General features: G+C 35.9%; 21 protein-coding genes and 5 pseudogenes. 16 read left to right on the forward strand and 10 right to left on the reverse strand.

The features are described from left to right. Nucleotides 1–282: 282 nt before the first annotated feature. From ArsFIN_RS00570 to ArsFIN_RS00615, 14 genes and pseudogenes are all read left to right on the forward strand, one after another. On the forward strand, nt 283–1,023 hold the full coding sequence (locus tag ArsFIN_RS00570; RefSeq protein ID WP_026823067.1) for a Slam-dependent surface lipoprotein: 741 nt from the start codon (nt 283–285) through the stop codon (nt 1,021–1,023). 162 nt (nt 1,024–1,185) lie between these two features. Further along, nucleotides 1,186–2,445, forward strand: coding sequence for a porin family protein (locus ArsFIN_RS00575; RefSeq protein WP_162143420.1), 1,260 nt, complete (start codon nt 1,186–1,188; stop codon nt 2,443–2,445). 35 nt (nt 2,446–2,480) lie between these two features. After that, the gene (locus tag ArsFIN_RS00580) at nt 2,481–3,299 is read left to right on the forward strand and encodes a TonB-dependent receptor plug domain-containing protein (RefSeq protein WP_026823065.1); all 819 of its coding nucleotides are present in this window, start codon (nt 2,481–2,483) and stop codon (nt 3,297–3,299) included. A 111-nt stretch (nt 3,300–3,410) separates the two neighbouring features. Beyond that, nucleotides 3,411–3,782 (forward strand): hypothetical protein, encoded by a 372-nt coding sequence (locus ArsFIN_RS00585; RefSeq protein ID WP_135677404.1) that lies wholly within the window; start codon nt 3,411–3,413, stop codon nt 3,780–3,782. Nucleotides 3,783–3,839: 57 nt separating this feature from the next. Further along, nucleotides 3,840–4,874 (forward strand): annotated as a pseudogene (istA, locus tag ArsFIN_RS00590) (IS21 family transposase). After that, nucleotides 4,861–5,616: pseudogene (istB, locus tag ArsFIN_RS00595) on the forward strand (IS21-like element helper ATPase IstB). The pseudogenes istA and istB overlap by 14 nt, the downstream one beginning before the upstream one ends. A gap of 55 nt (nt 5,617–5,671) precedes the next feature. Next, nucleotides 5,672–5,806 (forward strand): hypothetical protein, encoded by a 135-nt coding sequence (locus tag ArsFIN_RS28075; RefSeq protein ID WP_276489402.1) that lies wholly within the window; start codon nt 5,672–5,674, stop codon nt 5,804–5,806. Between the two features lie 9 nt (nt 5,807–5,815). Then, nucleotides 5,816–6,025 carry a transposase zinc-binding domain-containing protein gene (locus ArsFIN_RS28080; protein ID WP_276489403.1) on the forward strand — a complete coding sequence of 70 codons (210 nt, stop codon included), beginning with the start codon at nt 5,816–5,818 and terminating at the stop codon, nt 6,023–6,025. Then, a complete protein-coding gene (locus tag ArsFIN_RS28085) occupies nt 5,958–6,200 on the forward strand; it encodes a transposase zinc-binding domain-containing protein (protein ID WP_276489404.1) in 243 nt (80 codons plus the stop codon). The genes ArsFIN_RS28080 and ArsFIN_RS28085 overlap by 68 nt, the downstream gene beginning before the upstream one ends. Continuing rightward, nucleotides 6,143–6,775 (forward strand): annotated as a pseudogene (locus ArsFIN_RS27060) (IS91 family transposase). The gene ArsFIN_RS28085 and the pseudogene ArsFIN_RS27060 overlap by 58 nt, the downstream one beginning before the upstream one ends. 84 nt (nt 6,776–6,859) lie before the next feature. After that, complete coding sequence (locus ArsFIN_RS27065) at nt 6,860–7,009, forward strand: hypothetical protein (RefSeq protein WP_246067303.1); 150 nt, start codon at nt 6,860–6,862, stop codon at nt 7,007–7,009. 285 nt (nt 7,010–7,294) lie between these two features. Further along, nucleotides 7,295–9,499, forward strand: a complete 2,205-nt coding sequence (locus tag ArsFIN_RS00605; protein ID WP_051296976.1) for a TonB-dependent receptor domain-containing protein — start codon at nt 7,295–7,297, stop codon at nt 9,497–9,499. A gap of 57 nt (nt 9,500–9,556) precedes the next feature. After that, nucleotides 9,557–10,303 carry an energy transducer TonB gene (locus ArsFIN_RS00610; protein WP_026822401.1) on the forward strand — a complete coding sequence of 249 codons (747 nt, stop codon included), beginning with the start codon at nt 9,557–9,559 and terminating at the stop codon, nt 10,301–10,303. Between the two features lie 923 nt (nt 10,304–11,226). Then, a complete protein-coding gene (locus ArsFIN_RS00615) occupies nt 11,227–11,652 on the forward strand; it encodes a GNAT family N-acetyltransferase (protein ID WP_026822402.1) in 426 nt (141 codons plus the stop codon). A gap of 101 nt (nt 11,653–11,753) precedes the next feature. Here the strand turns inward: ArsFIN_RS00615 and ArsFIN_RS00620 are convergent. The 5 genes and pseudogenes from ArsFIN_RS00620 to ArsFIN_RS00640 all read right to left on the reverse strand — a co-directional run bounded on the left by ArsFIN_RS00620 (nt 11,754) and on the right by ArsFIN_RS00640 (nt 16,694). Continuing rightward, nucleotides 11,754–13,025: pseudogene (locus tag ArsFIN_RS00620) on the reverse strand (cytosine permease). 9 nt (nt 13,026–13,034) lie between these two features. Beyond that, nucleotides 13,035–13,364, reverse strand: a complete 330-nt coding sequence (locus ArsFIN_RS00625) for a helix-turn-helix transcriptional regulator (protein ID WP_051296977.1) — start codon at nt 13,362–13,364, stop codon at nt 13,035–13,037. Further along, entirely contained in the window at nt 13,337–13,732 is a 396-nt protein-coding gene (locus tag ArsFIN_RS00630; protein WP_051296978.1) for a hypothetical protein, read from the reverse strand. Before ArsFIN_RS00630 ends, ArsFIN_RS00625 begins: the two co-directional genes overlap by 28 nt. A gap of 217 nt (nt 13,733–13,949) precedes the next feature. Beyond that, nucleotides 13,950–14,180 carry a helix-turn-helix domain-containing protein gene (locus tag ArsFIN_RS00635; RefSeq protein ID WP_034249432.1) on the reverse strand — a complete coding sequence of 77 codons (231 nt, stop codon included), beginning with the start codon at nt 14,178–14,180 and terminating at the stop codon, nt 13,950–13,952. 564 nt (nt 14,181–14,744) lie between these two features. Further along, nucleotides 14,745–16,694: pseudogene (locus tag ArsFIN_RS00640) on the reverse strand (FAD-dependent oxidoreductase). A gap of 630 nt (nt 16,695–17,324) precedes the next feature. On the opposite strand from ArsFIN_RS00640, the gene ArsFIN_RS00645 reads away from it, so the two are divergent. Beyond that, nucleotides 17,325–18,737 (forward strand): nucleobase:cation symporter-2 family protein, encoded by a 1,413-nt coding sequence (locus tag ArsFIN_RS00645; RefSeq protein WP_026822403.1) that lies wholly within the window; start codon nt 17,325–17,327, stop codon nt 18,735–18,737. A 260-nt stretch (nt 18,738–18,997) separates the two neighbouring features. Here the strand turns inward: ArsFIN_RS00645 and ArsFIN_RS00650 are convergent, their stop codons facing one another. Continuing rightward, nucleotides 18,998–19,234, reverse strand: coding sequence for a hypothetical protein (locus ArsFIN_RS00650; protein ID WP_026822404.1), 237 nt, complete (start codon nt 19,232–19,234; stop codon nt 18,998–19,000). A 983-nt stretch (nt 19,235–20,217) separates the two neighbouring features. Here ArsFIN_RS00650 and ArsFIN_RS00655 point away from each other — a divergent pair. Continuing rightward, complete coding sequence (locus ArsFIN_RS00655; RefSeq protein ID WP_026822405.1) at nt 20,218–20,715, forward strand: TIGR00645 family protein; 498 nt, start codon at nt 20,218–20,220, stop codon at nt 20,713–20,715. A gap of 449 nt (nt 20,716–21,164) precedes the next feature. On the opposite strand, the gene ArsFIN_RS00660 is transcribed toward ArsFIN_RS00655, so the two are convergent. From ArsFIN_RS00660 to yidC, 4 genes are all read right to left on the reverse strand, one after another. Next, nucleotides 21,165–21,959 carry an OspG family effector kinase gene (locus tag ArsFIN_RS00660; RefSeq protein WP_026822406.1) on the reverse strand — a complete coding sequence of 265 codons (795 nt, stop codon included), beginning with the start codon at nt 21,957–21,959 and terminating at the stop codon, nt 21,165–21,167. Between the two features lie 331 nt (nt 21,960–22,290). Then, entirely contained in the window at nt 22,291–22,611 is a 321-nt protein-coding gene (locus ArsFIN_RS00665; RefSeq protein WP_026822407.1) for a hypothetical protein, read from the reverse strand. 259 nt (nt 22,612–22,870) lie between these two features. Beyond that, a complete protein-coding gene (mnmE, locus tag ArsFIN_RS00670) occupies nt 22,871–24,241 on the reverse strand; it encodes a tRNA uridine-5-carboxymethylaminomethyl(34) synthesis GTPase MnmE (protein WP_026822408.1) in 1,371 nt (456 codons plus the stop codon). A 100-nt stretch (nt 24,242–24,341) separates the two neighbouring features. Continuing rightward, nucleotides 24,342–25,979, reverse strand: a complete 1,638-nt coding sequence (yidC, locus tag ArsFIN_RS00675) for a membrane protein insertase YidC (RefSeq protein WP_026822409.1) — start codon at nt 25,977–25,979, stop codon at nt 24,342–24,344. Nucleotide 25,980: the final 1 nt, after the last annotated feature.

Consider the following 25,980-nt stretch of genomic DNA (forward strand, 5'->3'; position numbering starts at 1 on the left):
TATAAAATAATTGGTTTCTATTTATTGGTTTATTTTTTCAATTGAGATCACATTTTTAAATTTAAAATTTTAATACTTAATAACCACTAATATTAAAAAATAAAATTAAATCATACCGCTATTAAATTCCTTAGTTATATATTTATTTTTTTGCAAGTAAATGATAATTATTATCATTTACTTGAGTTGTTTTTTAATTTAAGGTTTATTTAAGGCAAAGCTTTATTTGTCTATGCCATTTTTTTGTCAAATAAAAAGTAATATTTTTTCAAGGAATTAAAAATGAAGAAATTAAATATTATTACCTTGCTTACATTATCAATTGGATATATTGGCTTTAGCTATGCAGCAACCGGTTATAATAAATCGAATACTTCTCATGGTAATTATCTGATTATTGGTGAAATGGAAGAAGCCTCTTATCTCTTTCATAAAGCGGAAAAAGGTGATCCAGCTATCGGTGTTTCTGAGTTACATGGAGGTAAGAAAATCGGCTTTTCCGGTTTAACGACCTACTCTGACAAAGATGATAATAACGTTTATAAGCTTGGTGGTACCAACTCTTCCCACCACCCCAATATGGGTTCATTTGCATTTGCCAAACTCGATGATGTTGATGTTTTCTTCGGAGAATGGGCGCAAGATAATAATATGTCTTCTGCCTCTCACACCGCTTACTATGCAGGTAAAGACATTACGCCAGAAATGCCAAATGCCGGTACCGCTATCTATGCTATCAAAGCGATCAACGATTATTCCAACAATGGTTTTATGACCGGTGAATTAACCGCAGATTTTGCGCAGAACAGCTTGAAAGGTTCATTTAGTCATAGTGCATTAACCATGAATATTGATGCAGATATTAATGAGAATGGCTCTTTCAGCGGCAAAGCTTCTGCTGATTCAATTGAAGGAACCACCACAGGCCACTTCTTTGGTAATAATGCCAACTATTTAGCGGGTATTACTCAATTTAAAGATAATCATCAATTAGATACTGCTTTTGCCGGCACTAAACAATAATTGATTTTTTAAATCTAAAAAGAGCATGGAAAACCTATGCTCTTTTTTGTTATGGAAATAAAAATGACTAACAGGAAACGATTAATTATAATCCTATTTATTTCTTATTTTTTTCATATAAAATTAACTATCGCTAATTCATTGATAATAAATAATACACAAATGAATAAAATAAATAATAAAAATTATATTAATAATATTTTTATTGCTATTAATAAAAAAGATTGGCATCAAGTTGAAGATTATTTAAATCAATTAATAATAAGTAATTATCACGATAAGAGTTTAATCTATTTTATTCAGGGTTGTTTATCATATAAAAATCGAGAGCCTCAATCTGCTATGCACTATTTATCCCAGGCGATAATAATAAATCCTCATTTTACGCGTGCCAAGCTCGATTTAAGTTATATTTATATTGAAAACCGAATTTATCATAAAGCAAAGTTATTATTAAATGAATTAATAGCACAGCAAGATTTACCTGACCTGGTTAAGAAAAAAATAAAATATCTTCTCACTGTGGTTAATAATAAAAATCCTTTCTTTGCCACACTTTCACTAGGTTACCACCTAACCGATAATCTGAATAAATCGCCTGGTAGCCCAGCAGAGTGCTTACAAAAAAATAGTGCTGGCGATTGCCGATTAACTCGTAAAATGCCAAAAAAAATTACTTCATCAGGCTTTTCTTTATTCGGTATGACCCAACAGGCATTTATGTTGCAAGAGCCTCATGCGGTTTTTATTCGCCTAATGGCAAATGGTCAAATCTATCGGCAAAACAATACCTATAATGGATATAAAGCCAATATTTATGCTGGCTACCATTTTCAATCCTCATACCATTATTTATTAGCCGGCCCCTTATTGGGTTATGAACAAGGGGAAGAAGATCCAAATGCTTATGAAATAGGGGGAAAAATTGAGTGGCGTTATCGTCCTGATATAGCCGCTAAATTAGATTTTGTCCTAAATCACCAATTTAAATGGAAAGACTATTACCAAGGACAACATAATAATGGCCTGAAGCATGAAATTTCTTTTTCCATTAATTATCCTCTTAACAATATTGATTGGTATCTCTCTTTGGGTTCTTCTCAACATTTCCATCAATGGCAAATAAACGATTATCACCGCTATGATATTGGCGGTGGCGTTAAATTTAAGTCATTACCTTATCTAGAAACCAGTTTTTCATCACTTTGGAATCAACATCAATTTAAACACTTTGATAACCGATTAGGCGCTATGCGGCGTGATACAGAATGGATCTATGCAATTAAATTAAAACTAACCATAAAAATTATTGGCTTCACACCCTCTATTACCTTTTTTCATCGCAAGAATAATAGCAATGTCGGCTGGCTTTATCGCTATCAAAAAAACGATCTACAACTCAATTTTGAACGTTATTTTTGATTGTTAATTTAAAAATTATTTTAGGTAAGGAAATCATGTATTTTTTAAACTGCCACCAAAAACCGATAGCATTTGCTATATCACTTTCTACTTTGGTTATCCCCGCTATTAGCTATGCTGAACAGCAATCTTCGAACAAGCAAGCAAACACGGAAAAAAAACATTTAGGTAAAATTCAGGTTTCTGATATGTCACAACAAGATGAACAGGGTTATGACAATATCTATGATAAAAATATTTCCAATATTTATATTGGCAAAGAGATGATAGAACGTTTCAAGGGCTCATCCCCTGCGGATCTGTTTCAATCTACGCCGGGTGTATATAGCGGTGAAGCACGCAATGGCGCTGCAATCGATCCCAATATTCGTGGCATTCAAGGACAAGGGCGGATCCCCTTAACCGTCGATGGTACTGAGCAATCAATTACAGTAACCCGCGGCTACAATGGTGCCAATAACCGAAACTATCTTGATCCTAATTTAATCAGTTCAATTGAAATTGAAAAAGGGCCTTCGCTATCACGTCATATTAAAAGTTCGGTCGGCGGTGGTATCACCATCAAAACAATTAATATTAATGATATTCTGCCAGCAAATGAAAACTTTGGTTTCGCGGTTAAATTAGAGGGTAGCAATAACGCAATCAAACCGCGACTCAAAAATTTACCATTAGGCGAGGACTATCGTAATCTTCCTGAAGGAATGAAAGCTTATGCCTTTTTATTTGATGATCCTTTAATCAACATCCATCCCCATCATTACCATGATAGAAAATTAGGCGGTTTGGACGATTATGCTTATCGGGTTGCCGTTGGCTTACGCCAAGAAAAATTTGATTTATTGCTCGCCTGAACGTAGCACGCTACGCGTGAGCGGCGCAGCGGTGCTGCTTCGGGGATGTTAATGAGTTGAGTACTGTTTTATACTCTGCAGTAGGTTAATTTTTTTCAGGGATTCATCTCGATGGCTCGCAATAAATCTCCCAGAAAGCGTAAACCGGTTAAATCAGGCAGGCTGCCCGTCACTTCACGTGCCACAGCGCCTGTTTATCCGAAACGTTTTATGATCTCTCTCCCACCCGAAAATGATGATGACAGACCGCCTGAATTTTTTTATGACACCCTAAAAGAAGCCATACGCCACTGCGTCCGACTCGGCCCCCAATTTTTTCTCGACACGCAGTATTACCCGCCGCTAGTCACGATTATCAGGGGTTTTGAACAACGCCAAGACCAAGCCGATGACGCTGGATACGACTACACTGAGGGGGGAATAACTGAAAGTCTGCCTGCCGATGAATTCATTGTCACCGATCATGCAAAACTGATCCACTAACGATCATCTAAAACTGATCCACTTGGTATTATTCGCACATTTTTGTACGGATAATTTATGTTAACCAAGGAGATATTTGTGGATATTCATGTTCGCTTTGCACAAGGACAAAGCCTTCGAAAAATTGCCAGTGAGTTGGGTATATCCTGTAACACCGTAAAACATCATTTACAACAACAGACAATGCCAACTTATTCTAAAAGAAGTCAACAACTGACTAAATTATCCCCTTTAAACCTTATTTGCTTCAGCGAATTGAACTGGCTAAACCTGATTGGATCCCTGCAACAGTCTTATTTGATGAGGTAGTTGAAAACGGCTATCAAGGTGGTATTGCTCAATTACGCCGATTTGTTTGTCAATTTAAACCAAGCATTGTTCCCGAAGTAGTCGTCCGTTTTGAAACACAGCCAGGTCAACAAATGCAAATCGACTTCACCAGCATCCGGCGAGGTAAAAAATCGCTGAAAGCGTTTGTTGCAACGCTAGGCTATTCGCGTGCGAGTTATGTAAAGTTCTTTGATAATGAACGAGCAGAATCGTGGCAGCAAGGTTTAAGAGAAGCTTGACTACTTTGGTGGTGTACCACAGGAAGTATTGTGTGATAACGCAAAATCCTCATCATCGAACGGGATGCTTATGCAGAAGGTGATCATAAATTACATGTCGAAATGCTTCAAATGTCGAAAGATTACGGGTTTAAATTGAAGGCTTGCAAGCCCTACAGGGCAAAACGAAAGGGAAAGTAGAGCGCTTTAACCACTATTTAAAAAACAGCTTTATCGTGCCATTAAACACCGACCTTCGTGCTCATAATCTTGAACTGGATATTGAAATAGCTAATGCAAAAGTGGGTCCATGGTTACAACGCGTTGCCCATCAGCGAATTCATGGAACAACGTTAGAGAAGCCAGCAGATAGATTAGCTAAGGAAGTTAAGTCTCTTCTACCCTTACCAGCAAGGGTTTGCCAATCTATCCCACAGACTAATACGCTTAATATCCCTATCGTACCGCCCCTTGAATCTGTCAGTTTGCAACACCAATCAGCGTATACGAAGCATTACTGGGAGGTGAACATGTTATTGCATGAACAAATTGAACACCTGTGTGAGTCATTGAAATTAAATTCTATTCCGACTCATTGGTCATCACTTGCCGAAAAATGCATTGCCCAAGACAAAGCTACGGAGAGTTTTACTGTCCCTGTTAAAATGTGAGCAACAACAACGAGATGAACGAACTCGTAATCTTTGAGTCGGATGGCAGGATTCCCAGCACATAAAGAACTTAATACGTCTGATTTTAAGTTTGCAACGGGGATCCCCAAACAACACATACAGGAATTAAGCGCATTAACGTTTATTGAACGTAATGAAAATGTCGTGTTGCTTGGCCCAAGCGGTGTAGGCAAAACGCATTTAGCTATTGGGTTAGGATTAAAAGCAGTACAGGCCAAGAAGAAAACCCGCTTTACCACGGCAGCTGAACTGATGTTGTAACTCAACCGCCAAACGACAAAATAAGCTCAAACAATATCTATCACGTTCGGTGATGGCCCCGAAGTTGTTGATTATCGATGAGATTGGATACCTGCCGTTTGGGCGAGAAGAAGCAAACCTGTTTTCAATGTGATTGCCAAGCGTTATGAGCATGGCAGTGTCATATTGACGAGTAACCTATCATTTGGGCAATGGCCAAGTGCTTTTGCTGATGACGCAACATTAACTGCCGCTATGCTTGATCGTTTACTTCATCATTCGCATGTACTGCAATTAAGCGGTGAAAGCTACCGATTGAAAGATAAGCGGCGCTCAGGAGCAATAACTGAGTAAAACAGTGGATCAATTTTGATTGATCGGATTTAGATAAAAAGTGGATCAGTTTTCGGTGATCGTTGACACCATCACCTATACGGAGCTAGGAATAATCCCTGTTTCCTTTGAACCCTGGGATAAACACACCGATAACTGGGCTGACGAATCTGACAATTTCTGTTTCTTTGGCAAGATGCCCATAAGGTAATTGAGTCAGATGTATATCCCTCGTCCTGCTAAACTACTTTTCACCATTGATGACGGTTGGAATAAATTCCTCGAAAAATACGGCGATAGCGTTAGTTCGTGGACGAGTTTATCTGTGGAGCGCATGCTTGCCTGCGGCACTTGTGCCATAGGTGTCCGGCGCTATTGTTGCGCTTCGTCTGATTGTTCTCACAGCCGTTTTTTTCTGCCAAAGCTGTAAGTCAAAAGCCTGCAGTTCATGTGGTTTTAAAGCCACCGAGCAGTGGTTAGCACAGCAGGTTCATATTTTACCCGACTGCGACTGGCAACACATTACTTTCACCATGCCACATCTCCTTTGGCCTTTTTTAACAATAACTGGCCGCTACTTAATGCTCTGTTTCGGCAGCCACTGAGCTATGCTGCAGTTGGCTCGCAAACAGGGTATCGAAATTGGTATTTTCTGTGCCTGCATACTTATGGCCGGCAACTCAATCAACATCCGCATGTTCATGTTTCCGTCACTCGAGGGGGGTTTGGATAGTAAACATAGTGTATGGCGAAAGCTGTTTTCAAAAAAAGGATGTCGAAGAAATCTGGCGAGGGGCTGTTATCCGACTACTGCGTCACAGTTATGATTTAATTAACCCTGGCCTTCTTCCCGGTCTTGGCCATATCCGTGACAAAAAAACATTGGCGGCGTTACTTGAGGGCGCAGTACGGACGTTATTGGAAAGTGCACTTTGCTAAAAAACGAAAGGCATGGCATAGTGTTAAGTACCTCGGTCGCTACCTTAAACGCCCACCGGTATCTGCGTCAAAACTGCGGCATTACCGAGGGGGTGCCGTTGTTCATCACTACCATGACCACCGAACTGGCCAGCATCGGCAGCAGACTCTGCCGCAGGAAGAGATGATTAGACGCTATATAAGCCATATTCCGGCCAGGCATTTTAAAATGGTGCGTTACTCTGGTTTTGTCGAATCGTAAACGGGGAAAACTATTGCCGAAAGTGTATAAGGCACTTGAGATGACGGCACGTAAAAACCGGAGAACCCAGGTTTTTCTGTGCTGATGAAAGGATTTCTGCGTACCGATCCGTACAAATGTATTCTGTGTGGCGACAGGCTGCTTTCACCGGGGCGCAAATGGGTAAAAAAAGCAACGGAATTGTTGTCAGAAAGACTGCATAACCTGGAGAAAAAGCGATGGTTACGCAGCTAAACGCAGGATCAATGTGTCTAAAATAAGGAAATCAGGTTAGAAATTACACTCTCTGAGGAAATGTTAACTGGCACTAAACACAATAAATCGATCCCCATCTCCTTTTTGCAATAAGGGATGGCTTTTGCTACTCACTTTAAAAGCGATTCAATTTCCTAACCATCAAGTTATCGCAATAAAGGCAACTATTTTGCCGGTACCAGGGGAGCTAATCGTTACTGTGATTCGGTTACTAATGAGAAAAAAAAAGAATTTACCAACACTAGAATAATAATCGATCCTTATATGCCTTTTGTTGCCAATATTTATCATCCAGGCAAAGAAGTGCCTAACACTTCCAATATGATGAAATCGCTGTTACTAAAAAATAATTGGCATCTGACTGATGATTTAACGGTTAATTTTACTTATCGCGATTCCCGACTGGAATTTGGCGATATTATGCCCTCTCGACTGGGTTTTGTTGATATCGAACGTAATTTGGTTCCGCAATGGCCTTTAGCTCAGGTGCACCAAAAAGCCGGTAGTGCCAACCTTAAATATCAATCGCTTGATAGTCGATGGTTCGATTTTTATCTGAGTGCTTGGTTTAATCATACTGATGCAAATACCAATAGTACGGGCGGCTACCCAAGAGCCCCAAAAGACAGAGATGCTGATTGGGATAATTTCACCTTCTATAAGTTTGGCACCGCGATTAAAAATCCCACTATTGATGGTAGCTTAATCAATAGCGCTAATAATAGTAATGAAAATAATCGCTGGGGTTTGGACATTAGCAATATATTTACCCTGACACCTAATTTAAATCTTACCCTGAACGGCCGCTTTCAGAATGAAAAATTAATTAACCATACGGAATATACTGGTGTTAAGGTTAGTTATTTCCAATATCCAGGCAAAGAAGGCCGTCGGCAAGAGTATCAACTGGGGTTTAAATTCGACTGGCAACCGGTGGAATTCTTAACTTTCTCCGCCGGCGCCAATTATGTGACTTATTGGTCAATTGATGATCTGGTCAATAGAAAAAGAACTGAAAAAATAAGCGGCTACCAAAAGAGCGGCTATCTTGCCGGCTATAATGTTCCGTTTTTTCAATCAGTTAATCAACAAGATTATGACAATGATGCTTATGCCGATGACTGGAAGAAACGAATAAAAAAACTAGCTGCCAGCAAACACCATATTTATATGACAGAAATAGCTCGATTAACAGAGGCCTTAGCCGATAATAAAAATCAACTTAATGAGCAGGAGAAAATAGCGCTAGCAAACAATATCGATAAATTAAAAAAACAGCGTATCGAGCTAACGCTGGCAACAAGAAAAGAGTATACAGAACAAGATGAATACCTGATTAAGATAGGTACTAACAAGCAAGTGCAAATACCCGATAAAAATGGAACCAATTATCGACCAAAATCGATTACCTTACTTTACAACCCTAACGATGGAAAATTGCATAAAAAGGATAATCCTTTCTTTACCGGTAAAATAAATATAGATGAAGAAACGATTGATGCTAAAACAGGAAAAACGGTAAAACGCTATTATTCTAAACAGATTACAGATGGGGATAAAATTCTTGTTGCTCGGCCAGAAGACACGCTATGGCAAAAAGAGAAAAAACGCAAAGATCACGGTATTGCCCCGGTCCTCTCAGCGGGCATATCGATCACGGATGATTTAAGTGTTTATCTTCGTTATGCCGAATCAGTCCGAATGCCCAGCTTATATGAAGACGGGGTTGGCTTTTCCGACGAACGCCGAATTGTTATGGGTGAAAAAACCAAACCGGAACGCGCTAAAACACAAGAATTTGGTATTCACTATAATCTGGCAAATCTATTAAAAACAGAAAAACACGCTGATATTAAATTAATCTATTTTGACACCACGATAGAAAACGTATTCGATCGTGATATGGCATATAATTTTACCCAAATGGATAGACAGTTATTATCCGGTATTGAAATACAGGGGCGTTATGATAATGATTTTATTTTTAGTGATATTAGTTACGTTTATAATATAAAAAATAAAGTTTGTGATCTTAATACCAGTCATTATTTAGATCCTTATAATCAACACAATATTCCAGAATGTATTGATGGTGGTTTTCCGGGTGGTTTTTTACGTACTGCAATTCAACCTAAGTACTCCCTGAATATGAATTTAGGTGCTCGTTTATGGGATAAAAAAATCAAAATTGGCAGTCGATTTACCTACCATAGTAAAGCAGAAAATCGTGATGAAAAACATTTAATGATTATTAAACCTCTTTCTTATTTAGGTACGAATAATAATCCAATGCGTTGGGATCCAATTTTTACAATTGATGCCTATGTGAATTATAAAATTAATGACAATATGTCAGTAGAATTAACCGGAACCAATTTAACTGATGAATATTATCTCGACCCGTTAACTCGTTCTATGATGCCTGCCCCGGGAAGAACATTTAAACTCAGTTTTAATAGTAAGTTTTAATTAAATAAACAATAACACAACCATATTAAACCAACTAAAATGTTGAGATAAAAAATTATGATAAGACTGTTAGCTTATATTGTATTATCTATTATTTTACATACTGCTTTAATATGGCTGTGCTTATCGACCTCTGCTAATTCTACGCCGACATTAGCAAGCGACCATAATATTTCTCCTAATACAACAATTACCTTGGTATCTGCCAGTATAGAAACAATATCCGAAATAAATAGATCTTCTAGTGAAGCGCAACCAATGATTCTACCTGATTCACCAATAAATCCAGTACTAACCGTTAAAAAGAAACAAGAAAAAATCAATGATAAAAAGAAAATAACAGCGGTCAAAAAAACTAATAATAAAACCGTCTTAGAAACCAAGAAGAAAATCAATAAGAATAAGAACAATAATCCATCGGTTAATTCCGCAGTGAATTTTGACGGCAACAATAATACCACCATGCAAGGAGGGGCTCTAAATAATGAACCTTCTCCAATAAAGGTAGGCGAACGAAAAGAAGGTGAACGCTATTATTCGCTAGTCAAACAAGAAATTGAGCGCAATAAAATATATCCCCGTAAAGCCAGAAAACAGCGCCATCGAGGGCGAGTATTATTACAATTTAATATTAATACTGACGGTAGCTTATATGACGCTAAAATCATTCGCTCTTCTGGTTTCAATACCCTTGATAAGGCTGCATTAACGGCCATTGCAAAGAGTCGTTCTATCGGACCTAAGCCTATCCATATAAGTTCAACCATGAGTACCGAAATAAAGTTCAACATAGATAGAAATTAAATATAATACTAATTAATAAGCAACCTACATTTTAATCTCTTTTTGAACAAAATGAAGAGTGAGTACTTATAAGTATTCAACTAGGATCTGTTTTAACCTTGGCCGACTGTGCCGTTGTTAACTGAGCCAACACAGCTACCCTTAATTGATAAAAAATAAAACGCACAACAAGGAAAGAAGTGCGTTTTTGATGTCGATTAACTTATTGAAATCAAGACTAAACTTATTGTATTTTAACTATTTATTCTAGTTAATAAATATCACATACTTTGTACGATCATTTAATAATGATTACTTTTACCACTTTTGCCCATTAGTATTTCATTACTTGTATCGATATAAATCGATAAATTAATCCCTTTTATGTTATTTATACATCCCTTAGCTTTATTATTAATATTTATTCAACGTCAAAAACGATTATTATTGGTTTTATTTTTGATAGCTTAAATTTACATTGTTAGAATTAATATCCGTATCTTTACTTACTCCATTGTTTATTAAATTTAAAATACAAATATACCCTAGTGTTGGCAAAAGCCTTTAAACTAACTATAAAATTTTTAAATAAAAAATTACTAAACTTTATAACAAAAACAAATCAGTTATATCTTCTTTTGTTAACTACATTAAACAAATTCTAAGTTAGAAAAAAGGTTAATATTTAACCTTGATTATCAGATAATTTTCTGTTAATAGAATAAAACCTTTACTTTAATGTCAGCAAAATAACACGATAATAGAAAGATAAAAATTAACCAAAAATTAACACAACACTTTCAAATATATAAAAAATTAAAACTACAACTTTATTTATAAAAAACAAAAAAATATGATAAAAAAGATTTATAACATGAATAACTAATTGATATACACAAAAATTAAAAAAATTTTCAGCAACAAACAAAAAGGATGATACTAAGATGAAACTTATACTTAACGATAAAGAAAATATTGCAGAAGAAAATACCATCATTGATAGTCTGTGGAAACATAATTCCAATTTTACCACTGTAGATATGCATCCGCTAAAAGTGACTTTAATGGATAATGATAATATTGTTGGTGGCTTGATTGCCAGAACCTGGTGGGGTGGCTTAGATATCCAATATCTATGGATAGCGGAAAACTACAGAAAAAAGGGCTTTGGAAAAGATTTAATGAAAAAAGCAGAAGATGAAGCAATAAAAAGAAAGTGTCATATGGCTTATGTTGACACTTTTGACTTTCAAGCTGTTAATTTTTATAAAAAATTAGGCTATAAGGAATATGGACACTTAGACAAATTTGCTCACTGTTACACCCGCTATTATTTATCAAAGCCGCTGAAAAACACAGATGTTTGCTAAATTGATTAGCAGTAACGACTAATCTACTATTATCATTTGGATCGACCAGCTCATTAGAGTGGTCGCCATTTATGCAGTTTTTTCCGTTGTTACATCGTTATTTATTTTTTAATGATACTTAATAAAACATAAATAATACTCGCAGCGAGTAGAGAATTAATCGTTGGTATACCTGTTTCCACTGTTATACCAAGAATACTGGCTATTACACAGGCGAAAACAGCATTCCAACCAATTAAAGGTGTATCTTTATTGGCCGGAATTTTCTCTCCTTGTTGTGTTTCCTTAAGAATATTTCTATGAGTCTTGATAATAAAATAATCCGTTAGCATAACACCAACTATCGGCGGAAAGACAACACCAAGAATAGTCAAAAAACCAACAAATTTATCTAAAATACCCAAAACAGAAAAAGTTGTACCAATGATACCAATAGATAAAGTGATAATAGTGTAATTAACTTTTTTGCCCGTCAATACTGAAATTGAATTAGCAATACTTAATGAGGATGAATAAAGATTAATATCATTTACCCGCAAAGTAGAGAAGATAACCACCAATAAACCAATACCTCCAGCCGTTTGCGTCATAATGGTTACGACATCGGACGTATTTAGTGCTCTGGCTAATAATATAGCCAGTCCATTAATGACAAATTCACCGAGAATAATTGATACCATAACCATCCAAAATACCTGACGGCTATTTTTTGAATATCGACTCATATCTGGCGTAATAAGAGTGGCAACGATACATCCTCCCATAATTAATGTGATTGCAGAAGACAAGGTTATCGTTTCACCATTAGGAACAGACTGAATCAAATCTATTGTATTATGATGCTTAAGAATTCCTGCAGAAATAAATAAAACCACGATGACAAAAAAAGGAACCGCAATCCATGCAGTAAATCGTAGCGCTTTAAAACCAAAAGCCACTAAGATCGTCAAAAATAAACCAGATAACGTTGCTTACCATTCAAAACCTAATTTATTGCCTAATGCATAATTAAGTCCTTTAGCAAAGACTGCATTTTGTACCCCAAACCAACCTACCAAGCTAATGGCTATTGTAAGGCTGACCAAAACTGAACCAATACGTCCAAATCCACACCATCTTGCTAAAAGACTGCTGGATAATCCTTCTTTCATTCCTGCCAAGCCAAGAGCAAAAGTAATAATGCCAAAAATAATACTACTAATGAAGATGGCTAAAAAAGCGTCAGCTAAAGTCATAGAATTACCTAATACTGCACCTAGCATAAATTGATCTAAGGCAGTTAGCATACCAGCATGAACTAATGTAACACTCAGAAATGATAAACGTATATTGGTCGGAACACGACTTGTTGGATAGTTATCTATTAAATTCATATAATTAATTCACTTTGTTATAAAAAGAACACCTGGAGTTAAAAAACGTTCAGGTATAAAGTTATCAAGAGAATATGTTTTACAGTATTCAATAAGTTGTCTGGCTGAGTTAACACCCATTTTTTGATAAATAACCTGTAATTTATAATTTACCGTTATAGGTGAGAGATTTAAATATTTCGCTATTTCTTTACTCCCGAGTCTTTGTTGAAGTAAAAATATTATTTCAAGTTCTCGTTTGGAAAAAAAACAGCTTTCTTGATAAGTTTTTAATATATTGACAGCTTTTTTTTCATGGTAGATCAATGGGTTTATATTGAGTATTTTTTTGCATTCCATAAAATTCCAATACATTGTTTATCTTTATTTAAAATAGGTATTTTTTCACTGATATAAGGTATTAAGGTAGGACTTCCATTCCAGTAATCTATTTCAATCACTCTCGTCGTAGAAGACTCAATTTTCGTTAATTCATCATGTTCTTTAAACTCCTGAAATAATTCACTCCAAGTAGTAGGAAATGCTTCATCCATTTTACCTTCGATAGAAAAATTTTTTGGTGTATTTGTGAAAAGACGGGCAGAATTATTCATATAAATATGTTCTGATTTTATACTTTTAATTCCCCAAGGTTCATCTAGGTTTTCTACCATCGTAATAATTGAATCGATAATATTAATGGATTTATCATTGATATTATTGCTCATCAAAACCTCTTTATAACTTAGGTAAATAATATCATATGTAATTTCATAAGGTGATAAAATGAATTAGAAAATAGTTTTTTCTCAAAAAATATTTAATTTTTTAATTCTAAATTTAAACTTTCTCACATTAAAAAATCACATTAAGATTATTAAATCGAAATAGTCGTTCACAGCAATATAATTTTTTTATTAAGTTATACATTCAATATCAATGCTTCTATTGGAAAGCTTTTGTGCTATCGCAATAATAACTTGGCAAGGTTGCAGATTGATGGAGATTTATACTAGCAATAATACACTTTTCATCACTTGAAAAAATGCGAATAAGTCTATTATTTAGTATTTTTGAGTTTAATCCAAATTTATGGGAAATCGATGATAGAGTTATGTTTTGTTGGAATGCAGCAACAATATTAGCGCCGTGCCAGTTATAGCTAAAATCAAGCATTTTTACTATCCCTTTTCTTTATGGAGGCGATCCAGATAAGGTTTGCAGACCGGCACTAACTCCGGCGAGCCTTTCGGCTCCCCTACCTGAACCGCCATAAAGGGCGCTACAAGTAGCACTGGTAAAACTTCTTACCAGTGTGTTAGTGAACAAGGCTGCAAAACCTCGGTTATTGGCGTGTTCCAATAACAATATTACTTTAGCTGATTACGTTTTATGACTCAACAGTTAATTAAACAATTTACACCTTTACGTATATGGACAAAATTATCTTAATTTACTCATTTTATTAATAGAATACTGTTAATTTAATATTATGATTTTACGGTTAGATTATGCTAATTCTTGGCCTGATTTTTCGCTTTTCTATTAACCTGATAATAAAAAACTAATTTAAAAATATTAAATTCATCATCTTTATTAATGTAATTAATGAGTTAACATTTTAAAATATTCATAAGTGGCAAAATATCTTAATTCGTTAAACCCTTTATAATTAGTCAACCATTCAAGCAATTACGTGCTTTTATCTGCTATATTATTCATCAATGTCACCTTAATAACTTATTGGTTGGTAGATGATTTTCGATCGAGAAAATTAAGTATATCCCTCGCCGCCTGTCGACCTGCCGCCATTGCGGTTACTACTAAATCTGCACCATGCACAGCATCTCCACCGGCAAATATTTTGTCGTTGCTAGTTTATGTCAACAAGCGCCCTTGACCGCCCGTTTGGATCAAACCCCAATCATCAAGATTAATATTGTGTCCCTGCAACCAGGGCATCTCATGTGGCTGAAAACCAAAAGCAATGATTAATACATCGAGCGCCAGTTCAAATTCTGAACCCGCAATTAGTTGCGGTCTCCGTCGTCCATCTTTACCAGGCTCCCCTAATTGAACACGTGTCAGTTTCACCGCTGATACTTTTCCAGTATCATCTAGCACAATACACTGAAGTGAAACGTTAAATAAAAACTCAACACCTTCTTCTCGTGCATTAGTCACCTCTTTTTTAGAACCAGGCATGCTAGCTTCATCACGGCGATAAGCACACGTTACACTAGCAGCATTGCGTCGTACTGCCGTGCGCAGACAATCCATTGCAGTATCACCACCACCTACCACTACTACTTTTTTATCGGTTATCTCAATCCAAGGATATCGAGGATCATCTTCTAATCCCATCACCCGTCGCGTGTTGGCAGTCAAAAAATCTAGTGCTTGTACCACGCCAGAGGCATGCTCATTTTCCAACCCAATCTTCATCAAACCATACGTTCCCGTACCGAGGAAAATAGCATCATAATCATTAGTCAATCTAGTGAAAGAGATATTCTGACCAATTTCGCAATTGAGATGAAACTGAATACCCATCGCACTGAAGATCTTGCGTCTAGAGCTCAACAACTGCTTATCAAGTTTAAACGGTGGTATGCCAAAAGTAAGTAATCCACCGATCTCGGGATGACGCTCATACACATCAGCCTGAACCCCTGCTCGTGCGAGGATATCAGCACAACCAAGACCAGCAGGTCCTGCACCGATTATGGCTACTCGTTCCGAACGCGGACTTACTTGCGATAAATTTGGTCGCCAACCTTGTGCCAGTGCAGTGTCAGTAATATAGCGCTCTAAATTTCCAATAGAGACCGAGCCACCATGATGTTTCAGGGTACATGCCCCTTCACATAACCGATCTTGTGGACAGACACGACCACATATTTCTGGTAATGAACTAGACTGATGACATAATTCAGCCGCGTCCATAATGTTTCCTTCACTGACTAACTGAATGAAATCTGGTATGTGATTATGCAAAGGACATATTAAGTTGCAATGCGCTTTTTGGGCGCAATAGAGGCAACGTGTGCTTTCATAATGGGCTTGCTGCTGATCAAGCCCAATATAAATCTCGGCAAAGTGCTGAATACGTTGTTGAGCAGAAATTTTTTGCGCCCCTTTTCGCAGCGGCTTATTCAATATCTGTTTACGCGGCAGCTGTTTTTCGAACTGACGATGATCTCCACTATCTATCGTTCTCTGTTGTCTCTCTTGGCGCAAAGTTAACAACGTTTGCTCATCAAAAATTCGTAATGCTTGCGTAGGACAATGTGTCACACAAGCTGGCTGGACTACACTGGTTGTCTGACACATATCACATTTTTGTGCCAGTACGATATTTGAATCCACTGCCGGTACCATATCAATAGCGCCGAACGGGCAGGCTATAATGCAACTTTTACAACCGATACAGCGATTTTGATCAAGCTGAACGGTTGCACTAACAAAACGCAATGCATCCACCGGGCAACTGGTAATACAAGGCGCGTTATTGCAATGACGGCAGGTTACCGCAATACTATTTTTCTCATCGTTCAATACTCTGATACGCGGGACAAACTCACCTGTGCTCTGTGGCCAACATTGATGATTATGAGCAACCACACAGGCAATTTCACAAACATGACAACCGATGCATTCACTTGGATCAGCAATAATCATTTTATTCATTCGCTCTCCTAGCTGGTAAGCTCAGGTATATTGTTCCAATAAGGATGCAATAATTGGGCAAATTTTTTTAATAATTTATGCTTAACTTAAAATTTTGCGATTTAGTTCAAAAAGTTGTCTTTATCATATTTAGCCCTATTCATTTTTTTGTCTTAAAGTATTCTCACTTTGAGAATGACGTATCACAGTGAAACAAGAAAATATCTTTTTTCAACTAATAAAAGCCGGAAAAAGTAAACTTTAGCGCTGTTGCAGGTAATATCGATCATGGCTTTAACACTGAGTTGAAAACAAATAGTCATAACCAGCCCCTTTTTTATATTCTCAAGATGAGAATTAACCTCAAGTATAAAATATGATTATTCGGTGCGTTTTTAACAATACTTTCCCATTTATCAATCTAGCCGACAAAAAACGTGACTTGATTCACGAATGACACCAACTCTTTTACCTATTTATTTATATTGGCATGGGTTACGCATAGTTATTGATATTTGCTGAAATGCTGATTGGATCAATTTAGACCAGTTTGAATGTCAAATACTGTTCTAACATGCACATTAACTGTTCTTTCCAAACACCGATCAGCCCGGTTAACGAAGTACTCACCAACAGGAGTGATGTAACTTTATGAAAGGATCTGTTATCTCCAAGCACCAATCAGCCCCAGTTAACGAAGTCCTTCCCATTGGGCAAATGATACTTTACGGGCTGCAACATGTTTTAGTGATGTATGCAGGCGCAGTCGCCGTTCCATTAGTTATCGGTAATACTGTTGGCTTACCTGTTGAGCAAATTATTCTATTAATTAGTACTGATCTGTTTATCTGTGGAATAGCAACCATTGCCCAATCCTTTGGCTTTGGATCATGGATTGGTTGTCGCTTGCCATTAGTGCAAGGATGCACATTTGCCGCACTGGTTCCAATGATACTAATTGGTAAACAGTATGGTATTAGCGGTATTTCTGGCGCTGTAATCATCGCTGGATTATTCACGCTGATATGTGCCCCCTGGATATGCCATCTTGTACGCTTTTTTCCTAAAGTTGTTATGGGTTCGATTGTGACACTGATCGGACTTTCACTGATGCCTGTAGCAGGCAATTGGATTATTAGTGGCAATAATGGGGGCATCTTACCGCTTGTTATGGCGGCACTCACGCTCATTATTATTCTTCATATCTATCACTTTATGACCGGAATGATTAAAAATATTGCCGTACTTCTTGGTTTAATAGGCGGTACGGTTATCTGGAGTTTCTTTCTGCCACTTGATTTTCATTTCGTTAATTCAACGCCTTGGATTAATTTTCCCCAAATCATGTGGCTGGCAAAGCCAGAATTTCACATTATTCCTGTCACATTGTTATCTATGGTTATGGTGGTAGTGATGATAGAAACCATGTCATCAATGATGATGATTGGTGATATGGTTGACAAAAAGGCCGACGCTACCACTTTACGTAATGGTCTCAATGCTTGCGGTATTGCAACTATGGTAGGAGGACTGTTTAATCTTTTTCCTTACGCTGCGTTTGCACAAAATGTTGGGTTGATTGGCCTTACTGGTGTACGTAGCCGCTTCGTGGTCTCTGTATCGGGTTTGCTCCTCATTTTAATGGGAATGTTTGCCAAAATGGCGGCACTGGTGGTGGCAATTCCTAAACCGATATTAGGCGGCGCGGGCGTCATTATGTTTGGTATGGTTGCCGTATCGGGAATTCGCACACTCAGTAGTATTAGCTATCGCCATAATAATAATGAAATGGTGGTAGCATTAACATTAGGTTTAGGCCTAATGCCTATCATGGTACCATATCTATTTGAAGGCTTTCCTAGCATGATGCAAATGTTCCTCCATAGCGGCATCACCATAGGTACAGTGATTGCTATTCTGGCCAATTTAACACTTAATAAAGCATCGTCCGCGCCCATACAAGAAACAGATCTTTCGTCCACCGATATATCATCATTTGCACCGATAAGAGCAATAAGGCGATGGTTATTATTGAGAAAAGCCGAGAAGAATCAGGAAAATTAGGCAAAATAAAATGGACAATTAACTAATATATCTACATGTTAACGAATTAATCGTTAACATGTAAGCAATATCCCTGATTTGAACCAGTATTGGATGCACCGTTTTTACTCGTCTTTGTTATAAATGACATACTTAAACAGAGTCTAGTTAGATGAACAACTCAATAGCATTATCTGTCAATATCATAGCGGCCAATATTAACCCTCTGTTTCCTTATAACTTGAGTCTATTGATAAAAATAGACGCCTGTTTGTTCATTTTCATAGAGAAAGGTAGAGACTAGTATAGTGGTTAGCTTGCCCCCTCAAATCCTTCTTGTGCGTCATTACACCGAGATCTAGCTTCACAAGTCGATAACCAACGGTATTTGCCGTGGTATATTGCTTGCCATTGTTATGAATATAATAGTTGTATTTACCATCCACACAAAAAACCATTTTGTAAAGTATACCAGTCCGGGTTATCGGTAGAATAGGTTGTGTGACTTGTATCTGCATTGGGCGTTTAGTCTATTTTTTCATTAAGCTGCATGCTGTTATATTGGCTGAAAATATAGTTGTCAGTAAGTAAGCTATTATTACACCAAAGTATATTTTTTAATATTAATGGGTTTCGTTATTTGTTTTAATTTATTAATTTAAAAAATTTATATTAATTGATTAACATTACCTTTCAACTAGTTGATAAGATTATGCTTAACTTAATAAATATGCTTTTTATTTAAACTACTTATCATAAGATACAATATCTGCTAATGGTCATTTTAACTGCTTTTAAATATTATTTTTCGCTTATTTAGTAGAAAATAAATAGGATTAATTTAATTTTAATGAAAATTTTTTATAATATTAATATAAAAGGTAAATAAATATCTAATCAAGCTAGTCTCTAATATTTATATAAATTTAAAATTTTCTTTTATATCTTTGCTTATATTTTCAATTGAATGATTTTATTGTTAAATAAATTAATGTATTCTATCTTTTTTAGTGATACTCAATATAAAATCTAATGGATTAACATAATGAATAACATAAAAACCAATCAGTTATTATACTATTTTGAAATTTTTTTGCAATAAAAACCATTTATCATTAACCATATTCAATTTAGTTTTATTATCACTCATTGATAAAAAAATGTGATGATGAAGAAACCAATTTTCTTCTCTAATTGCTTCCATATTGTTAAAAAAATATTAAAAATAAATTATTTTTCCATCTAGAGGAGAAAGAAAAAGAAGATTCCCAATTACACTTAATGATAAACTAGCTTTATTTGCTAAATCTGTTTTATGAATGGAATTTATGATAAAACTTTTAGGTTGGATAATGAAGAAAATTATATCTCAATCTGGTTCTAATGATAATTATCAAAATTACTGCTTAAAATAGCATCATAGCTTTGTTTCTTTTTAAAGCAAAAGTCATACCGTTGGCAATTAAATTTTAGAAATTCAAATAAAAGAAGGATAAATAACATGGAAAAGTCGATTGAAAAAATCATTTATGCATCAAGATGGCTACTATTTCCTGTTTATATAGGACTATCATTTGGATTTATTTTACTCACTTTAAAATTTTTTCAGCAGATAATTCATATCATCCCTGAACTTTTTACTATCACTGAATCAGGATTAATATTAACCGTTTTATCACTTGTTGATATTGCACTGGTTGGTGGCCTTTTAGTTATGGTGATGTTTTCAGGTTATGAAAACTTTATTTTAAAAATGACCGTTGATGATAAACATCAAAAATTGAGCTGGATGGGAAAAATGGACGTTAATTCCATTAAAAATAAAGTTGCCTCATCAATTGTTGCGATTTCTTCAGTTCATCTTTTACGACTGTTTATGGAAGCTGAAAAAGTACCAGATAATAAAATAATGTGGAGTGTCATTATCCACCTAGCTTTTGTTTTATCTGCCTTTGGTATGGCTTATATTGATAGAATGAGTAAAAGCACCAAAAGCTAATCGGCTACTTAAAATCATTTTATTCCGTACTGAATAACGATATGAAATAATTATTTTCTTTACGCCACAGCTAAATAAATATGCAGTGGCAATTTACTAAATGCAATAACATTCTTAGAGCAAATTAAAGGCTATTTGAGTAGTAATAATTAAATTAATTTAAAAACTTTATTTATTTTTATAAAACACGATTAATGAAAAAATAAAAAACTTTAAAAACACTCACTTAATATTCAATAATATTTTATGGATATTATAATAAAAATCATAAAGTTATGATTTTAAAATTTTATGATAAGATAATAATATTTTAGATAACTTAATAACAATTGAAAGAATAAAGTTATTAATTTTAATAATAACAACCACAGCTCAAGAAAAAATACTTACTCCAAATACAGTAATAATCCTCGACTTTTAGGACGAGGCGAAATGCCAACAGTAGACGACTATACCAAATTTTTGAATATCATCTGCTGAAATAAATTAGTCTGCTTATCGGGAGTAATTATTTTCTGTTCGATAAGTTTTACACAATTTTCTGCATTATATTTCAATTCTTGTAAAAGTTCTTCTGGCTCTAATATGTTGGAAAAATTTCTAGGATCATCACCAAAATCAATAGGATTGAATTTTTTTTCATAACAATTCCATAGAATATTATCTGGTTGTAAATCTGAATGAAAAATATTTTTTTCTGCGATAGTCGCCAACATAGATTCAAATTTTTCAATTGCATCTGTCGGGAACGAATCTACCTTACTTAAAGGTATACCGGCAATTTTCTTCATTCTGACAAATAAATTTTCTTCATCATAATAAATTTTTGCACTGTCTGCGCCATAGTAATGACAAAAAAAGGCAGTAGATTTTTCAATCGCGCCAAGCTCACTGACATCTAAGTAGTTGTAGGTTTCATGGTATTTTTTTAAAACATAATTTTCATCCTTATCTTGAAAAACTTCACCATCAACGCCTGAATGGATCCGGTGGTTAGCAAAATAAGATAAGGTATGGACATTTTCCGCTTTATCTATAACTTTCGTTTCAATAGCGGCTACTTTGTATTGCTCTGCCCAATCGGGAATTTGTTCACATTGTACATAATGAATAGCAAATTCTAATGAATTATGGCAACTATTTGCCGGAAAATCATATTTAGACAATAATTCTTGCGCCCACTTTCTGTTCTCTGGACTATCAATCCCACCCAAACTTTCAATAAGATAGTCTTCTGGTGTCATCCTTCGAGTAGCCGATGAAGAAGGTAAATTTGTATTACAATAAGCGCTATTTGTAGCAGTATAATATGACAGAGAAGGGAGCATAGTCTATTAATCCTATTTGTTAAAATTATGGTTAGATTGATTAATGATTGATAGAACTGATAACTATGTTACTGTAATCTTTTTTATGTGAAACGAAAAATAGAAAAATGTAAACAAAGATAACATTATTTATCAAAATTCAAACACTATTCCCATTTAATAAATTTATTAATCACTGACTACAAAACTCCAGAAGAGAGTTAGTTAATTGATTATATTATGGGCACAATTATGTGCCACTCAATGATTATTTCTGCTCCCAGCGTTGCACCACATGGTCATCCAGAGTGATCCGTAAACCATATCGATTTTTACCGGTCTGATTATATTTCCATGTTTCTCTATATCTTGTTTTCATTATTTTAGTAGAAATATCTGCCGGTTTACCTAAAGAATCTCTTAATTGCTCAGCGGTTTGGCCAACCCAAAAATAACGATTCATTATTTTTTCCACAATTTCCGCATTACCATACTTATTTAGTAAATACTGCTTTCTCTTTTTTGTTACATAAACATTCCATATAAAAATAATAGCGACAATAAAAACAATTAATACCATCAACGCCATTACTAAATACTCCTTTAACTACCAGTAATGTTACAAATCAAACAAAAGATTTAATTCCAGTATTATGCCATGCTGCTTATCATCTAAAATATGATGATAAGCAAATTTCAATATGAAAATAAGCATGACCCATAGCAATAGAAAAAAGCACAATAATGGAGTTATATAAATTTTCTTATATCTAAATAGGTATAAAAATTCTATATAATAATTAGTTATACTGAACGATGAATTTCAGTAAATCTAAACAAAACCGCAACTACTTACCAATACAGAAACTGGAAAAAATACTGCCTAATAAATCATCAGAGCTAAATTCGCCAGTAATTTCACTTAATGCTTGTTGAGTCAAACGGAGTTCTTCTGCTAATAACTCGCCTGAGTGAGCAACCACTAACTGTTGATATCCTTGCTGTAGATGCTCCGCTGCGATATTAAGCGCTTGAATATGACGACGTCTAGCTAAGAATCCTCCTTCAATATGATGATTAAACCCAATGCTTTCTTTCAAATGTTGACGTAATAAATCAATACCTTCTTTTCGATAAGCTGAAAGACGAATAAGTGAGTAATTACCAACCTTTGTTATCGCTATTGGTTCATCAGTTATATCTACTTTATTTCTAATGACCGTAATCGGTAACGACTTAGGCAATCGCGCCATAAATTCAGGCCAAATCTGCTTCGGTTCAGTTGCCTGTGTCGTTGTGCTATCCACCATAAATAAGATATGATCAGCTTGCTCTATTTCTTGCCAGGCTCGTTCAACACCTATCTTCTCAACTTCATCTGTCGCTTCACGCAAACCCGCCGTATCAATAATATGCAGTGGCATACCATCAATATGAATATGTTCACGTAATACATCGCGAGTTGTACCGGCAATATCCGTTACTATTGCCGCTTCACGGCCAGATAGCGCATTTAATAAGCTAGATTTACCTGCATTCGGCCGTCCAGCAATAACAACTTTCATCCCTTCCCGTAATAAGCTGCCCTGGTAAGCTTGTGAGCGCACACTATCTAAATGGGCTATTACTTCATTCAATTTTGTTTCTATCTTGCCATCAGATAAAAAATCAATCTCTTCATCGGGAAAATCAATTGCCGCTTCAACGTAAATACGCAAGTTAGTAAGCGCTTCCACCATTTCATAGATCTGTTGGGAAAAAACACCTTGTAAAGAATTTACTGCTGAACGAGCAGCCTGTTCAGTACTCGCATCAATTAAATCAGCAATCGCTTCCGCCTGAGCTAAATCCATTTTGTCATTAAGAAAAGCGCGTTCAGAAAATTCGCCTGGATTGGCAATACGGATTTCATCAATCACTAAAATCCGCTTAAGTAATAAATCAATAATTACCGGCCCACCATGTCCTTGCAATTCAAGGACATCTTCACCAGTAAATGAGTTGGGTGCGGGAAAATAGAGTGCAATCCCCTGATCTAACACTTTGCCATTGCTATCATAGAAAGGAAGATAATCCGCATAGCGTGGTTGAGGTAATTTACCTAAAACAATGCGGGCAATCTCAATAACTTTTGGCCCTGATATTCGCAAAATACCAACACCACCACGTCCAGGGGGCGTTGCCTGCGCAATAATTGTATCATTGGTATATGTACTCATCTTACTCTCAATTATTACAATAAATATGATTAAGGCGGTCATTAGACCGCCTTAATACATTTTCTATTTTGTTATGGACGAAAATAACAAAATGCCAAACTTATTTTTTATCGCGACTATGTAGGCCACGCTTTTCTAATCCACGATAAATAATTTGTTGCTGGATAATCGTTACCAGGTTACTAACGATATAGTATAAAACCAAACCAGAAGGAAACCACAAGAAAAATACCGTAAAAATAACCGGCATATAGGTCATAATCTTCTGTTGCATAGGATCAGTTACTGTCGTTGGCGACATTTTCTGAATAATATACATGGTTAAGCCCATTAACAACGGTAAAATATAGTATGGATCCTGGGCTGACAGATCTTGGATCCAACCAATGAAGGGAGCATGGCGTAGCTCGACAGAACCCATCAACATATAATATAAAGCAAGGAAAATAGGCATCTGAATCAATAAAGGCAGACAACCACCCAACGGGTTGACTTTTTCTGCTTTATAGAGCGCCATCATTTCTTGGCTCATTCGTTGCTTATCATCACCAATCCGTTCTTTCATTGCTGCAAGTTTAGGCTGCAATAGACGCATTTTTGCCATTGATGTATATTGTGCTTTGGTTAATGGGTACATAATCCCGCGCACAATAAAAGTAATAACGATGATGGAAAAGCCCCAATTACCGATAAATCCATGAATAAATTTCAATAATTTAAATAACGGTTGAGAAATAAACCATAGCCAACCATAATCTACGGTTAAATCTAAATGTGGTGCAACGGCTGCCATTTCCGCTTGTAATTCTGGACCTACCCACAAAGTTGAAGTGTAATTTTCTTTACTATTAGCCGCTACTGTTATCGGCGAACTCTTATAGCCAATAATAGCAATGGCTTTATCTAAATCGATTGTATAAAAGGTGTTTTGGTTCTGATAGCCAGGGATCCATGCTGTCGCAAAATATTGCTGCAACATTGCGATCCAGCCACCTTTGCTATTAACGTTTAAGTTATTATCAGTAATATCGCTGAAGCTATATTTTTTATAGTTCGTTTCATCGGAAGAATACGCTGCGCCGCGATAGGTATGTAAAGCAAAATTATTACTTCCTGTATCACGCTCTTTTGGTAGTTCCACAGTCTGTTTCAATTGACCAAAAAAAGCCAACGACAATGGTTTAGCACTTTTATTGTCAATATTATATTCAACAGAAATATTATATTTTCCACGTTTTAATACATAGACTTTCTGATAAACCACACCATCTTTACCTGTGAAGGTAAGAGGAACACGCAGTTCATCTTGGCCATCTTGTAACGCATAACTGGTTGCAGTTGAGAGGTATAAAGGACGCAATCCGTTATTGTAGCCTGGGTTATCGGGACCATCCTGACCAATCAAGCCGCTCTGTGCTTGATAAATAAAATCTTTACTGGTTTCCAATAAACGAAACGGATCAGATGAGTGTAATTCCTTAGGGTAAAGCAATAGATCAGCCCCATCAATATCACCTCCGCGGGTATTGATGCGTAATTCAAGCACATCAGTTTTTACGGTGATAAATTTAGCTTGCTCATGACCCAGATTAGCTTGGTCATCATGACTTGGCATATCCATTTGTTTTACGATTTGGTCAGTTTTTATAGGTTGTGTTTTATCACTTTCCCATGTCTGCCAAATCAAAAACGAAACAAATAGCCAAGCGATGAATAAAAGATTGCGTTGCGAATCCATC

This window comes from Arsenophonus nasoniae (genome assembly GCF_004768525.1).
Lineage (GTDB): Bacteria > Pseudomonadota > Gammaproteobacteria > Enterobacterales > Enterobacteriaceae > Arsenophonus > Arsenophonus nasoniae.

Excerpts from the sequence above, each read along its gene's own strand:
- ArsFIN_RS00580 (WP_026823065.1), top strand. The coding sequence starts at position 2,481 with ATGTATTTTTTAAACTGCCACCAAAAACCGATAGCATTTGCTATATCA.
- ArsFIN_RS00660 (WP_026822406.1), bottom strand. The coding sequence starts at position 21,959 with ATGACACCAGAAGACTATCTTATTGAAAGTTTGGGTGGGATTGATAGT.
- ArsFIN_RS00650 (WP_026822404.1), bottom strand. The coding sequence starts at position 19,234 with ATGCAGATACAAGTCACACAACCTATTCTACCGATAACCCGGACTGGT.
- ArsFIN_RS00585 (WP_135677404.1), top strand. The coding sequence starts at position 3,411 with ATGGCTCGCAATAAATCTCCCAGAAAGCGTAAACCGGTTAAATCAGGC.
- ArsFIN_RS28080 (WP_276489403.1), top strand. The coding sequence starts at position 5,816 with ATGTATATCCCTCGTCCTGCTAAACTACTTTTCACCATTGATGACGGT.
- ArsFIN_RS00630 (WP_051296978.1), bottom strand. The coding sequence starts at position 13,732 with ATGAGCAATAATATCAATGATAAATCCATTAATATTATCGATTCAATT.
- ArsFIN_RS27065 (WP_246067303.1), top strand. The coding sequence starts at position 6,860 with ATGAAAGGATTTCTGCGTACCGATCCGTACAAATGTATTCTGTGTGGC.
- ArsFIN_RS00575 (WP_162143420.1), top strand. The coding sequence starts at position 1,186 with ATGAATAAAATAAATAATAAAAATTATATTAATAATATTTTTATTGCT.
- ArsFIN_RS00625 (WP_051296977.1), bottom strand. The coding sequence starts at position 13,364 with ATGGAATGCAAAAAAATACTCAATATAAACCCATTGATCTACCATGAA.
- mnmE (WP_026822408.1), bottom strand. The coding sequence starts at position 24,241 with ATGAGTACATATACCAATGATACAATTATTGCGCAGGCAACGCCCCCT.
- ArsFIN_RS00570 (WP_026823067.1), top strand. The coding sequence starts at position 283 with ATGAAGAAATTAAATATTATTACCTTGCTTACATTATCAATTGGATAT.
- yidC (WP_026822409.1), bottom strand. The coding sequence starts at position 25,979 with ATGGATTCGCAACGCAATCTTTTATTCATCGCTTGGCTATTTGTTTCG.
- ArsFIN_RS00610 (WP_026822401.1), top strand. The coding sequence starts at position 9,557 with ATGATAAGACTGTTAGCTTATATTGTATTATCTATTATTTTACATACT.
- ArsFIN_RS00615 (WP_026822402.1), top strand. The coding sequence starts at position 11,227 with ATGAAACTTATACTTAACGATAAAGAAAATATTGCAGAAGAAAATACC.
- ArsFIN_RS00655 (WP_026822405.1), top strand. The coding sequence starts at position 20,218 with ATGGAAAAGTCGATTGAAAAAATCATTTATGCATCAAGATGGCTACTA.
- ArsFIN_RS00635 (WP_034249432.1), bottom strand. The coding sequence starts at position 14,180 with ATGCTTGATTTTAGCTATAACTGGCACGGCGCTAATATTGTTGCTGCA.
- ArsFIN_RS00665 (WP_026822407.1), bottom strand. The coding sequence starts at position 22,611 with ATGGCGTTGATGGTATTAATTGTTTTTATTGTCGCTATTATTTTTATA.
- ArsFIN_RS00645 (WP_026822403.1), top strand. The coding sequence starts at position 17,325 with ATGAAAGGATCTGTTATCTCCAAGCACCAATCAGCCCCAGTTAACGAA.
- ArsFIN_RS00605 (WP_051296976.1), top strand. The coding sequence starts at position 7,295 with ATGCCTTTTGTTGCCAATATTTATCATCCAGGCAAAGAAGTGCCTAAC.